This window comes from Geomonas sp. Red276 (assembly GCF_054784495.1).
Window position 1 is genome coordinate 1 of sequence record NZ_BLXW01000061.1, and the last position, 11,791, is coordinate 11,791.

The following is an 11,791-nucleotide window of genomic DNA, read 5'->3' on the forward strand; positions in this document are numbered from 1 at the left end:
TGCTGGAGCCGTAGAAGCGCAGGCCGGCGGTCATGAACTGGGACGGGGTCTTGTCCATGCGGACCACGATGCGGCGGAAGATCATATGGTTGGTGCCGACCGGGTTGCCGTTGTAGTCGTCAGGCTTGGTGTAGAAGCCGTAGCGGCCGTAACCCCATACCCAGCAGTCTTCCACGAGACCGTAGGAGGAGCCGCCGGCGATGGCAGCGATGGGAACCTCGTCGTTGATGGAGGGGTTCATCCCGTCTTCGAAGCCGCAGTTGGAGATCCAGGCGTGGTCGCCGTACCAGAAGAAGACGCCGTTGCCGCCGTGGCGGAAGTGGATGCCGTCGAAATGGACGTAGTTGCGCTTTCTGTCGGCCGTGTTGATGTTGGAGACCGCGAGGTTGTTGTACTGGGCGTCGATGATGGCGCCGCCCACGTGCTCGGCCTTGATGGTGGTGAAGGCGCCGGCAGAGCCGCTGGGCGGGAGCACGAACACGCTCGAGTACTCGGAGATCATGTTGGAGTCGCCGCTGTAGACCCCGTCCTTGAGGACCAGGGTGTCACCGCCGGCCATCAGTTTGAGCCCCGAGGTGATGTACTTCTTGGGGCTGGTGGCCGATCCGTTGCCCGAGTCGCTGGCGGCGTTCGTATCGACGTAATAGGTGGCGGCCAGGGCCGAGGTCGCGGGGACCAGCAGGGCAAGGGTCAGCATGGTCTTCATGATGCCTTTGGCGATGGTCTTATGCATTGTTTCCTCCGTTGAATTACGCGGTGGGGCGTCCTTTGATGCCCACCTTTTGAGTTTGAGAAAGCTGAAAGTCTCTGTTTCTTCGAAAGTTGTTATTGCCGGTCCAATGTACGCAAATAGAGTGTTCGCATTTAATGCTGCGATTGGCCTTTAATCACTTTCTCCTTGTAGGTTGATTCAGTTGAGGGCTGGGGTTCTGCTCTTTACTGCCAGTGCTGCGGGACGTTTAGATCCATGGTTTGCATAATCGTCGTTTTTGTCACTTCCTACTGTGTTTCAAATCACAGGAAACCGGGTTGATTTATCAGTCCTTTTCATCGTTCTCGCCACACACCTTACCCATTGGCAAGGGACGTGCCGCTTCGGCCAACCCACGACCAAACAGCCAAGTGCCCGGTATCATTGAAAAATGGCTATTAACAAAAATGAGTGTACGGGATGGAAATCGTGCGCAGAGGGTGCACATGGTGGCAGGCGCCGCCCCTCCCCCACAGGTAACTAGCGGAAAGACAAGGCATATTTCGTTGAGATACGGGAAGGATTCAGAAATTGAACAATGCTCGGGATCTGAACAGCGAATGGAGTGAGGGGATCGGGGACAGGCCGCGGGAGCGGGGCCAAAGGCGGGAAGGTGTGAGGCAAATCACAGGGGAGAAGGCCGAAACAGCTACCGCCCGGCCCAAAAGGAGCCAATGCCGGAGGCGATGGCATGCGCTATCTTCTCCTGGACCTCCGGCTGTTCAAGCATTGCTTCCTCGCCCGGGTTCACGATCACCCCGCACTCGACGAGGACGGTGACCATTGACTTCGATTTGAGGATGGCGAGCTGGTCGTACCGGTAGATACCGCGTGCGGGGTCCAGCAGGGTGCGCCTCTCCCCCGGCACGTCCTGCGCGTGGTGCAGGGTGGGATGAAATCCCGCATCGAGGAGCCGGTTGCCGATGGCGCCCGCCAGGGAGAGGCTCTCCTCCGCACGGGGGATCCTGCCGGAGACGAAGAGGGAGAAGCCCGAGAACCGGTCGCAGAACCTCAGCTTTTTGCCTGCGTAGGTCCAAGACTTGAGAAACTGCTCCTGGGCGGAGTCGTGGTGGATGGAGACGAGGATGTCGGAGTTGCGCAGCTCGGCCGCCGCCACCCGGTCGGGCAGGGACATCTCCCGGTCCAGATCCAGGATCCCCACCGGCACCTGCATTTTTTCGAGTTCGCGCTTCAGGGCGAGGGCGACCGTCCGGTTGAAGAGGTACTCGCTCTTGCCGCGCGCGCTGATCGCGCCCCCCTTGGCAGGAGAGTGGCCGATGTCGATGGCAACCCCTCCCCGGACGGGCCCGCCATCCCCCCAGGCCGTGACCGCGCACGAGGACAGCAACAAGAACAGCAAGACCTTCAAGACGTTCATGCCCCCCCCTTCCGGATCCCCCAAGGGGACCGGCTACGCCAGGTGCCTGTCCCCCTATTCCCCCCGTCAACAATCCCCTCTCCCTCCGGGAGAGGGTTAGGGTGAGGGAGATGTCGGGCGCTACTTCTTGCCGAGGGCGGTCATCCTCTCCTGTGCCTGCTTGGCGAGAGGGCTGTCCGGGTACTTGGAGACGATCTCCTGGTACAGTTGCAGCGCATGTTCACTGTTATGCTGCTTCTCCTCGAACTGCGCCGTATCGAAGAGCTCCTTGCTCTTGTCACCGCTGCAGCCGCTCAAAAGCCCCAAAACCATCATCCCCGCTATTGCCAGTCGTTTCATCATCCACTCCTTTTCAACACGGCAGCACAATGCCGTTACCAGTGGCCATCATCCCGTTATTGTTTCGGTTGTCCGTCAGCGCCTGATTTGACTTCCTTATCCAGATCCTGATTGTGTTGATCGTTTTTGTTGAGGGTGTTGTCCACGCTGTTGCGGATGGCCTTTCCGTCATAGCCCACAGCCGACGCACCTTCCAATGTTTTAGTTTCCGCCCTCCCCTGCGATGTTTCAGGAGCCTGCTGCTGGCTCGATGAGCTGCAACCGGCAACGAGCATCACCAGAGCGCTGACCATCAGTACTTTTGTTCTCATATTCCTTCCCCCTCTCCGTTTATCCTTGTTTGATCCTGCCATTGCCATCATCAAAAAGGGCCTGCCTCCCGGGAGTTACACCCTTTGGGCGGGTTAACCGGCTTCTTGTTTATGCACCCCATCAACCTTGACCGTGGTACCAACATGTGGTACTAAAAATTGGATGAAACGGAAAAACCTCAAGACGCTGGAATCGATCTTCGCCCATCCCGTCCCTGGGAATGTCCAGTGGCCGGATGTTCTTGCTCTCTTTAGAGAACTTGGTGCTGAGATCACTGAACGGGAAGACTCCCGGGTCGGCGTTCGGCTCTTTGGGGACCGCCGGGTTTTTCACCGACCGCATCCTTCGCCTGATACCGATAAAGGAGCTGTTGCATCCATCCGAAAGTGGCTTGAAGAAAACGGAGTATGTCCATGAACACTATGAGCATCAACGGATACGACGCAGTCATTTCATTCGACCCCGAAATCAACATGTTTCGAGGGGAGTTCGTCGGCATCAACGGCGGTGCGGATTTCTATGCCAGCACCGTGGACGATCTTCGCAAGGAGGGCGAACTCTCGCTAAAGGCATTTCTTGAGATGTGCGCCGAGGACGGCGTCGAGCCTCGCAAACAGTTCTCCGGCAAGTTCAATCTGCGGGTGCCTCCGGTATTGCATCAGCGATTAGCTGCGCAAGCTGCCGCTCATGGCAAGAGCATAAACGCCTGGATAGTGGAGCTCCTTTCAGAGTGTGCAAGGCACGACCACTGATCGCACAGATCCGTTTTTTTCTTGCCGACACAGCTACCCCTTGTCTGACCGGGCAGGTAGTCGATGTTAGTTGGCAGTTTCAGTTGAGCTTATCTCTCTTCCCCGTCATGGGGCCCGGCCAGGGCGCAGAGCAGGCGCCTGGCCGCGGGGCAGTCATCCTCTTCCACCGTCAGCCAGATCCTTCGCAGCGTGGACAGGGGCGCCTCCCGTACGGCCTCAGCCAGAAGCTCAATGAAACGGGAAAGGGGGAGCCGCCCGAAACGCACCCCGAGAGGCGGCAGCGCCATGGAGGCCAGCCGCCGGTCCTCGGCCACCGCAAAGGCTCCCTTCAGAGCAAGCCCCACCCATTCGGGACGGCACAACGGCTCCTCACCGAGGTCGTACACCACGGCCTGGATCTGGATGGGGTCCCCCCTTTTCACCAATACGCTCCCCGGCGGGACCGCCTTCGCATCGATGAGCTCGGTCATGATCCGCACCACGCTGTCGGCGACCGGCTTGACGGTCGGCTCGGCACTGAGGACGAGCCAGGTATCCTCCTCCACCACGGTGGCCGCAGAGGTAAAAGGAGGGACCTCCGGCGGCGACACCATCACCTCCAGCTGTCCAAGGCGGATGCCTTGCCGCCCCCCCCGGATCAGGCGCAGCCCTGTTTGCCCTTTCTGCTTCATCTCCCCCGCCCCTCATGACCGCTTACGCCCGGCTCGCCGTGGATCGGCTGCAGGTCGCTTCCTACCAGTACCTCGGCCAATCGCTTCACAGTAATCCGGCCGGAAGAGGCTTCGGCCAACTCGTTTTCCAGTCCCTCTGCCGCTCCGGCAATAACCCGGCAGGTGAGGGTGACGTTTTCGCCGAAGTGACTGTCCAGGTTAAGGGCGCCGGCCTGGGTGAGCAGGTACTGCACCTTGCCGACGAGGGTGTAATCCAGCGTGACGAGGAGATCGACTGCGGCCACGGCGGTGGCGACGCCCGCCGCTTCCACCCCTGCCACGGCGCTTTGGCTGTAGGCCCGCACCAACCCCGCCGCCCCCAGACGGATCCCGCCGAAGTAACGGGTCACCACGATCACCGTATCGGTGAGCCCCTGCTTTTCGAGCACGTCCAGGATCGGGCGCCCCGCCGTGCCGCTCGGCTCGCCGTCATCCGACATCCTTTGGCTGGCTCCTGCTTTGAAGGCGAAGCAGTTGTGGTTGGCATCCCGGTGCTCCGCCCTGATCCGCTCGACGAAGCCCATAGCCTCGCCTTCGGACTGGACGGGGACCACGTTCACGATGAACCGGGACTTCTTGATGACAATCTCAGCCTCCCCGTGTCTCTGTACGGTCACGTATGGCATAGAACATTTCCGATGTTGGTAACCTGAAAAGCAGAGGTGACTATATAAAGGACTCCACCTCTTGTCAAAGGTTGAGCGGCACCTTCACCTCCAGGGGTACCCACTCCTGCCAACCCAGCTGACTCGGTGGCGTTTCCGCACCACAGGCCCTGCCAGGCGCACATAAACAGGCGGACGTAGAATAGGGGGCTCCCTGGGGGCTTGATGCTGCGGATTCATTGGAATTAAATAAATCTGTCCCGGATTTGGGTGGGTAGCTGTTGGAGCCGCTGGACGGCCTCCCCGGTTATGAAGACGACCGTGAGCTTTCATCCTCACTCCTACGGAGACCCGGAAACGTAATCACCGGCAACCAAGACAAAGGGGCCCCGGCAAACGACATAAAGCGTCTCAAAAAGAACCTGTGACCATGGCAATACTATTGAAAAATAACATTTTTCCGTCGGCAAACGATTTTAAATTTACTCTTTTGAAGTACCCTTAAAGATGCATGACATAACCGGTCCGCAGCCTTTGAATAGCATCGGCAACGGCCTGACTCTCCAGTTTCGAGCGACCGGGTTAATTGGTCGCGGCATTATTTTTTGCAAACCAAATCTAATGAATCTGCACCTCCGTCTTGCTCTTTGAAAACTGAAACAGGGCCTATGCTCGGCGGCATACTCATAACAAGAGTACATGGAGGGAGCTATGCGAAGAAAAGGACGTCGTTCCTTGATTCACTCGCCGGGAACTTGGATCTGCAGCCTCCTTGTCGTCATCTCGCCTCTGTTCTTCACTTCCGACGCACTCGCCGATCACGCCATCACCCATTGGCCGGACAATAAAGCAGGCGTGGTCTCCCTTACTTTTGATGACGGTTGCCCATCCCAAATCTCCATCGGCGTGCCTGCGTTGAACGGACGAGATTTCAAGGGAAGTTTCTTCCTGATCACCGACTCAATCGGCAATTACTCTCCGGGGTGGGATTCCTGGAGGGACGCGGCAGGCATCGGGCACGAGATAGGAAGCCACACGGAAACCCATCCTCATCTCACCAACCTGTCGTATTCCCGACTCTACGAGGAAGTCATCGGTTCGAAAGCGGCGATAGATGCCCAGCTAAGCAGCCAGAAATGCCTCACCTTTTCTTATCCCTGGGGGGAATTCAACGACGATGTACAAACGGTAGTCAGTAGCAACTATATCTCTGCGAGGGGAACTTACTGCGAACTCAATACATTGCCCTACGATTTCTATAACCTCAGATCATGCGATATGGATTCGACTTCGTATCTTTCCATGACTGATGACGCAGAGAAGCAGGGGCAATGGCTAATCGTCCATGCCCACACGCTCAATGGTGGTGCCGACAACTGTTACGGGCACATGGCCACCACCGATTTCACCAATTATCTCGATTACCTGAAGACAAAGAACTTGGCGGTACGCGGCATCGGTCCGGTGGTAAAGTACGTCAACGAGAGGGCTACGGCAACGCTCTCGGTCTTCTCCGAGACGAACGATCAGACCGTTTTGAGCTTGAGCGACACCTTGGACGATTCACTCTACAATGAACCATTAACGGTGCGCAGCACCGTCCCTTCGGGGTGGCTCTACGTAAGCGTCCAGCAGGAGAACAGCATCACGACGATAAAGGCGACCGTAGAGGGGAGCGCGAACGTAATTTACTACCATGCCGTACCCGACAAAGGCCTGATCACCCTTCAGGACATTACGACACCCAGGATATCGGAGGTCTACCCGCGGCAACTCCAGGCCGGGAGCCCCGCTTTGGAACTCCTGGTGACCGGGCAAAAGTTTGACGTCAATTCGACTTTCCGCTGGAACGGCACCGACCGGGCGACCACGGTCATCTCCCCCACCCAGCTTCTGGCGGCCATCGATGCCACCGACATCGCCTCGCCCGGCAATGCCAGCGTAACGGTCTACAACCGGGTGGCCGGTGGAGGGACGTCCAACGCGCTCCCGGTTGAAATTCAGGCGACAGCCCCCCCCCCGCAGCCCCTGGCGATCGCCACCACCAGCCTCTCAGCAGGCACCGTGGCCCTCTTCTACACCCAGAACCTCACGGCCACCGGAGGCCAGCCCCCCTACCGATGGTCCATTGCTGCCGGCTCTCTGCCACCCGGTCTGAACATCGATCCAGCCACTGGAACCGTTTCTGGAATACCGACCTCTGCCGGCACCGGCTCCTTCACGGTCCAGCTTCAGGATGCCAGCCAAGCCTCGGTCAAGCAGAACCTCGGCATCACCATATATGCACCCCTCCCCCCCATCGGTATCGGCGCGAACGTCTCAACCGATGCGGGCACCACCGGCAGCGACATCACCTCCCCGACGGTAACCACCGGGGCCGGCGAGTTGCTGGTTGCCTTTATTGGGAGCTCAGGCCCCGCCACGGGTACCAATGCCACGGTGACGGGGGTGACCAACACCGGTGACGCGCTCACCTGGACCAAGTGGGTGGTCACCAACGCTCAACGGGGAACGGCCGAGATCTGGTGGGCCTACGCCACCTCGGCGGTGACAGGGACGGTCACCGCCACCCTGAACCAGAGCGTCTCGTCCCGCTCGATCACCGTCATGTCCTTCACCAAAACGGCCTACGGAGCGGACGCCATCGGCGCCACCGGCAGTGGGAGCGCGGCGTCCGGCGCACCCACCGCCTCCCTGGTGACCACCCGGGCCAACTCCCTGGTGCTCGGAACCGGAAACGACTGGAGCCATGCGGTCAGCCGGACCGTCGGCAGCGGACAATCACTCGTGCACTCCTTCCTTTCCACCGCGACCGGCGACACTTATTGGGTCCAGCGATTGTCGTCCGCCACCGCGGCGGCCGGCACCACGGTCACCATCAACGACACCGCACCGACCGCCGACATGTACAACCTGAGCATCGTCGAGATCCGGGGTCAGAGCGCTCCGCTGCCTCTCGAGATCACCACGGCGAGCCTCGCATCGGGCACCGCCGGCGTCGCCTATCCGAGCCAGAACCTGGCGGCCACGGGTGGGGCCCCCCCGTACGCATGGTCGGCAGCCGGACTGCCGCCGGGACTTATTATCAGCGGCGCCGGAGTCATCAGCGGCACGCCGGCATCCGTCGGGAGCTTCACGGTAACAATCTCGGTCACCGATAGCGTTTCGACCTCCACGGCGAACAACCTGACCATTGCTATCGCGCCACCGCCGCCGCTGGCCATCACCACCGCCGCGCTCCCATCGGGCACCGTCGCGGAGCCATATCCAAGCCAGGCCCTCTCGGCTACCGGGGGGATCCCCCCCTATGGGTGGTCGGCAGCCGGTCTGCCGCCGGGGCTCGCCATGAGTGGCACCGGCGTAATAACCGGGACGCCGCTCTCCGCGGGGATCTTCACCGTGGCACTCTCCGCAAGCGATAGCAGTTCGACCACCGTTTCCGAGAATTTCAACATCGGCATCGCGCCCCCGCCGGCATTGTCCATCACCACGACGAGCCTCCCTGCGGGCATCGTCGCCGTCCCCTACCCGAGCCAGAACATGGTGGCCAGCGGGGGAATCCCCCCCTACCTATGGGCTGCGACCGGGCTGCCGCCGGGACTCATTATGAGCTCCGCCGGAGTGCTGAGCGGCACGCCTGCCAGCGCCGGGAGCTTCACCGTGGCGGTCTCGGTCACCGACAGCAGTTCGGGCAACGCCACGAAAAACCTGAACATCGAGGTAGCACCGGTGCCTGCGCTGACCATCACCACCGCAAGCCTCCCCCCCGGCACCACCGGGGCCTCCTATCCGAGCCAGAACCTGGCGGCGACCGGGGGAATCGCCCCCTACACCTGGTCTGCCACCGGACTGCCGTCCGGGCTCACCGTGAGCGGCAGCGGCGTGCTCGGCGGCACGCCGGCCTCCTCCGGGACATTCGCCACGACGATCTCGGTCACCGATAGCAGCCTGACCACCGCCACCAAGAACATCAACATCACCATTGCGGTACCGGCCATCGGCATTAACGCCAACGTCTCTGCCGATTCTTCCGCCGCCGGAAGCAGGATCACCTCCCCAGCCGTCACCGCCGGTGCCTACGAGTTGGTGGTGGCCTTCATCGGTGGATCCGCTCCCACCACGGGTACGAATGCCGCGGTGACGGGGGTGACCAACACCGGTAACGCGCTCACCTGGACCCGGGGGGTGGTCACCAACGGGCAGAGGGGAACCGCCGAGATCTGGTGGGCCTACCCAACCGCGGCCGTGACCGGAACGGTTACGGCCACCCTGAACCAGATCGTGTCATCCCGCTCGATCACCGTCATGACCTTTACCGGAACGGCCTACGGAGCCGACGCCATCGGCGCCACCGGCAGTGCCAGTGCGGCTTCCGGCGCCCCCGCCGTCTCCCTGGTGACGACCAGAGCCGGCTCCGTGGTGCTGGGAACAGGAAACGACTGGAGCCAGGCGGTCGCCCGGACCCCCGGGAGCGGACAAGTCATCGTGCACACCTTCCTTTCCACCGCCACCGGCGATACCTTCTGGGTGCAAAAACAATCCTCCGCCACCCCACTGGCCGGCACCACGGTAACCATCGACGACACCGCTCCCACAGGGGACAGGTACAACCTGAGTGCCATCGAAATCCGCACCCAGTCGGTAGCCGCCTCCCTGGCCGTCACCACGGCGAGCCTCGCACCGGGCAGCGTTGGAGTCTCCTACCCCGGACAGCCTCTGGCAGCGACAGGAGGAGCTCCCCCCTATGCATGGTCGGCGACCGGGCTTCCGCCGGGGCTTACCTTGAGCGGGGCGGGGGTGATCGGTGGCACGCCGGCCGCCACCGGGACCTTCACCGTGGCGGTCACCGTAAGCGATAGCCTATCGGCCACCGATTCGAAGAACCTGGACATCGTCATTGCCCTCGCGCCGGATTTGGCCATCGACGTCGTGACCTACAAAGATGCCACTGCATCGACCAAGACGATTAAAACCCCGAGCTTTTCCACCAAGAATACCAACGAGTTGCTGGTCGCCTTCATTGCGGCGGCCCCGAAGAGCGGAAGTACGGCCACCACCGTTTCCGGCCTCACCAACACAGGGGGTTCCCTCACCTGGACGCTGGCGCAAAGGGCCAACACGCAGCGGGGAACGGCCGAGATCTGGTGGGCGTATGCCCCTTCCGTCATGACCGGCACCGTCACGGCAACCCTGAATCAGTCGGTGTCCTCCGGCACCCTGACCGTCGTTTCCTTCACGGGGACGGCGGGCGGCGCCAGCGCCATCGGTGCCACCGCAGGTGCCAGCGCCGCATCCGGCGTACCAGCGGCCTCGCTGGTGACGACCGGCGCCAATTCCTGGGTCTTTGGAATCGGCAACGACCCCAGTTCTGCGACGAGCCGGACCTTGGGACCGGTACAACGCATGGTGCACCAGCTCATCTCCACCACTAACCACGCAAGCTACTGGGTGCAGAGCCAAACTGGCGCCACCCCGGCTCCCGGAACCACGGTGACCATCAACGATACCGCTCCTGCCGCGGACAGCTACAACCTGAGTATCGTGGAGATTAGAAAGCCGTAGCATCACGAAGGGGTAAAACGGCACGAGGAACGAGGGGGCCCCCTCACTCCCCACCGCACGGGGGCGGCCTCCTCGGCGGCTTTTGGCCGCAGGAAGGGGCATTAAAAAGAAACGGGGCGCAGGAATCATTCCTGCGCCCCGTTTGGGGAGTTACTCCGGTGTGGTCGAGGTCAGGGGGTGCGGATCTCGACGATGCTCAGGTTGTACATGTCGGCGGCCGGGGCGGTGTCGTTGATGGTGGTGCTCGTCCCGGAGGAGGCTACCGGGCTACCCATCTGGACCCAGTAGGTGTCGGAGGTCGGGGAGAGGAACTGGTGAACCATCTTCTGGCCGGAGCCTACCGTCCTGGCGACCGCGCCGCTCCAGTCGTTGCCGGTGCCGAGCACCAGCGAGTTGGCCTTGGTGGTGGTGAGCGAGGCGTTGGGGGCGCCGGAGGCGGAGTTCCCGCCGCTGACTGCGCCGATGGCGGCCGAGCCGGTAGCGGTCCCGGTGAAGGCCATCACGGTGATGGAGCGCGAGGAGACCGACTGGTTGAGGGTGGCCTTCACGGTGCCGGAGAAGCTGGCGGGGGCCCAGGCGTACCAGATCTCCGCATAGCCGCGCTGCACGGCGGTGGCCGCCGCCTTGGTCCAGGAGAGGACGGTGCCGCTGCTGGTGACCGTTTTGACGTAGGTGTTGGCGCCACTGGAGGGGGCGCTGCCGGTGACGAAGGCGACCAGCAGACGGCCGGCGCCGGTGGTGGTCAGGGTCGGGGAGGCGATGGAGGAGCCGGTGCTGGAGGAATCGCGGTACACGGTCTTGTCGACGACGATCGAGGTCGGGGTGCTGGCGGCAGGCAGGGTGATGACCACGGAGTCGACCTTGGAGGCGGAGACGTTACCGGCGGCGTCCTTGGCCCAGGCGTAGGCGTTGCGGGTACCGGCGGCGGAGAAGGTGAAGCTCGTCGGGGCGGCGGAGCTCCAGCCGGAGGCGGAAGCGGACGGCACGGAGGAGCTTTCGGTGATCAGGTAGCCGGTGACGGCCACGTTGTCGGTCGCGGTGAAGGAGGTCACGGCCACGGTCAAGGAGCTGGCGGTGGAGGGCATCACGAAGTTCCCGACCACCGGGGCGGTGGTGTCGGCCACCACGTTGGAGACGTTCACGGTAACACCCGAGGTCGAGCCGACGTTGCCGGCGGCGTCGTAGGCCTTGGCGCTCACCGCGTAGCTGCCGTTGGCGTAGGAAGTGGTGTTCCAGTTGAAGCTGTACGGTGCGGTGTTGACGGCGGCGGCCAGGGCGCCGTTGAGGTAGAACTCGACTTTGGTGACGCCCACGTTGTCGGAGGCGCTGGCGGCGACACTCACGGTCCCGGAGACGGTGGAGCCGTTAGCCGGGGAAGAGAC

10 protein-coding genes and 1 pseudogene are annotated in these 11,791 nt (G+C 61.9%); 4 read left to right on the forward strand and 7 right to left on the reverse strand.

The window, feature by feature from the left end; translation table 11 throughout:
* From ACYVL5_RS22950 to ACYVL5_RS22965, 4 genes are all read right to left on the reverse strand, one after another.
* The coding region (locus ACYVL5_RS22950) for a hypothetical protein (protein ID WP_460597877.1) at positions 1 to 733 on the reverse strand (733 nt) is incomplete at its 3' end.
* Between the two features lie 667 nt (positions 734 to 1,400).
* Positions 1,401 to 2,129: an N-acetylmuramoyl-L-alanine amidase gene (locus ACYVL5_RS22955; protein ID WP_460597878.1), complete on the reverse strand. Its 729-nt coding sequence runs from the start codon at positions 2,127 to 2,129 to the stop codon at positions 1,401 to 1,403.
* Between the two features lie 120 nt (positions 2,130 to 2,249).
* Positions 2,250 to 2,468 (reverse strand): outer membrane protein assembly factor BamD, encoded by a 219-nt coding sequence (locus ACYVL5_RS22960; RefSeq protein ID WP_460597879.1) that lies wholly within the window; start codon positions 2,466 to 2,468, stop codon positions 2,250 to 2,252.
* 56 nt (positions 2,469 to 2,524) lie between these two features.
* A complete protein-coding gene (locus tag ACYVL5_RS22965) occupies positions 2,525 to 2,779 on the reverse strand; it encodes a hypothetical protein (protein WP_460597880.1) in 255 nt (84 codons plus the stop codon).
* 163 nt (positions 2,780 to 2,942) lie between these two features.
* On the opposite strand from ACYVL5_RS22965, the gene ACYVL5_RS22970 reads away from it, so the two are divergent.
* On the forward strand, positions 2,943 to 3,197 hold the full coding sequence (locus tag ACYVL5_RS22970; protein WP_460597881.1) for a type II toxin-antitoxin system HicA family toxin: 255 nt from the start codon (positions 2,943 to 2,945) through the stop codon (positions 3,195 to 3,197).
* Entirely contained in the window at positions 3,194 to 3,532 is a 339-nt protein-coding gene (locus tag ACYVL5_RS22975; protein ID WP_460597882.1) for a type II toxin-antitoxin system HicB family antitoxin, read from the forward strand. The genes ACYVL5_RS22970 and ACYVL5_RS22975 overlap by 4 nt, the downstream gene beginning before the upstream one ends.
* 89 nt (positions 3,533 to 3,621) lie before the next feature.
* On the opposite strand, the gene ACYVL5_RS22980 is transcribed toward ACYVL5_RS22975, so the two are convergent.
* Both ACYVL5_RS22980 and ACYVL5_RS22985 read right to left on the reverse strand, forming a co-directional pair.
* Positions 3,622 to 4,203 carry a macro domain-containing protein gene (locus tag ACYVL5_RS22980; RefSeq protein WP_460597883.1) on the reverse strand — a complete coding sequence of 194 codons (582 nt, stop codon included), beginning with the start codon at positions 4,201 to 4,203 and terminating at the stop codon, positions 3,622 to 3,624.
* Positions 4,200 to 4,868 (reverse strand): IMPACT family protein, encoded by a 669-nt coding sequence (locus ACYVL5_RS22985; protein ID WP_460597884.1) that lies wholly within the window; start codon positions 4,866 to 4,868, stop codon positions 4,200 to 4,202. The genes ACYVL5_RS22980 and ACYVL5_RS22985 overlap by 4 nt, the downstream gene beginning before the upstream one ends.
* Before the next feature lie 690 nt (positions 4,869 to 5,558).
* On the opposite strand from ACYVL5_RS22985, the pseudogene ACYVL5_RS22990 reads away from it, so the two are divergent.
* Together ACYVL5_RS22990 and ACYVL5_RS22995 are read left to right on the forward strand one after the other, a co-directional pair.
* Positions 5,559 to 6,035 (forward strand): annotated as a pseudogene (locus ACYVL5_RS22990) (polysaccharide deacetylase family protein); the annotation flags it as partial.
* 114 nt (positions 6,036 to 6,149) lie between these two features.
* Positions 6,150 to 10,409 (forward strand): beta strand repeat-containing protein, encoded by a 4,260-nt coding sequence (locus ACYVL5_RS22995; protein ID WP_460597886.1) that lies wholly within the window; start codon positions 6,150 to 6,152, stop codon positions 10,407 to 10,409.
* 170 nt (positions 10,410 to 10,579) lie between these two features.
* On the opposite strand, the gene ACYVL5_RS23000 is transcribed toward ACYVL5_RS22995, so the two are convergent.
* On the reverse strand, positions 10,580 to 11,791 hold a 1,212-nt coding region (locus ACYVL5_RS23000), incomplete at its 5' end, for an Ig-like domain-containing protein (protein WP_460597885.1).

What these genes read in the sequence shown, in the direction of transcription:
- ACYVL5_RS22955 (WP_460597878.1), bottom strand. Translation starts at nt 2,129, where the DNA reads ATGAACGTCTTGAAGGTCTTGCTGTTCTTGTTGCTGTCCTCGTGCGCG.
- ACYVL5_RS22960 (WP_460597879.1), bottom strand. Translation starts at nt 2,468, where the DNA reads ATGAAACGACTGGCAATAGCGGGGATGATGGTTTTGGGGCTTTTGAGC.
- ACYVL5_RS22965 (WP_460597880.1), bottom strand. Translation starts at nt 2,779, where the DNA reads ATGAGAACAAAAGTACTGATGGTCAGCGCTCTGGTGATGCTCGTTGCC.
- ACYVL5_RS22970 (WP_460597881.1), top strand. Translation starts at nt 2,943, where the DNA reads ATGAAACGGAAAAACCTCAAGACGCTGGAATCGATCTTCGCCCATCCC.
- ACYVL5_RS22975 (WP_460597882.1), top strand. Translation starts at nt 3,194, where the DNA reads ATGAACACTATGAGCATCAACGGATACGACGCAGTCATTTCATTCGAC.
- ACYVL5_RS22980 (WP_460597883.1), bottom strand. Translation starts at nt 4,203, where the DNA reads ATGAAGCAGAAAGGGCAAACAGGGCTGCGCCTGATCCGGGGGGGGCGG.
- ACYVL5_RS22985 (WP_460597884.1), bottom strand. Translation starts at nt 4,868, where the DNA reads ATGCCATACGTGACCGTACAGAGACACGGGGAGGCTGAGATTGTCATC.
- ACYVL5_RS22995 (WP_460597886.1), top strand. Translation starts at nt 6,150, where the DNA reads ATGACTGATGACGCAGAGAAGCAGGGGCAATGGCTAATCGTCCATGCC.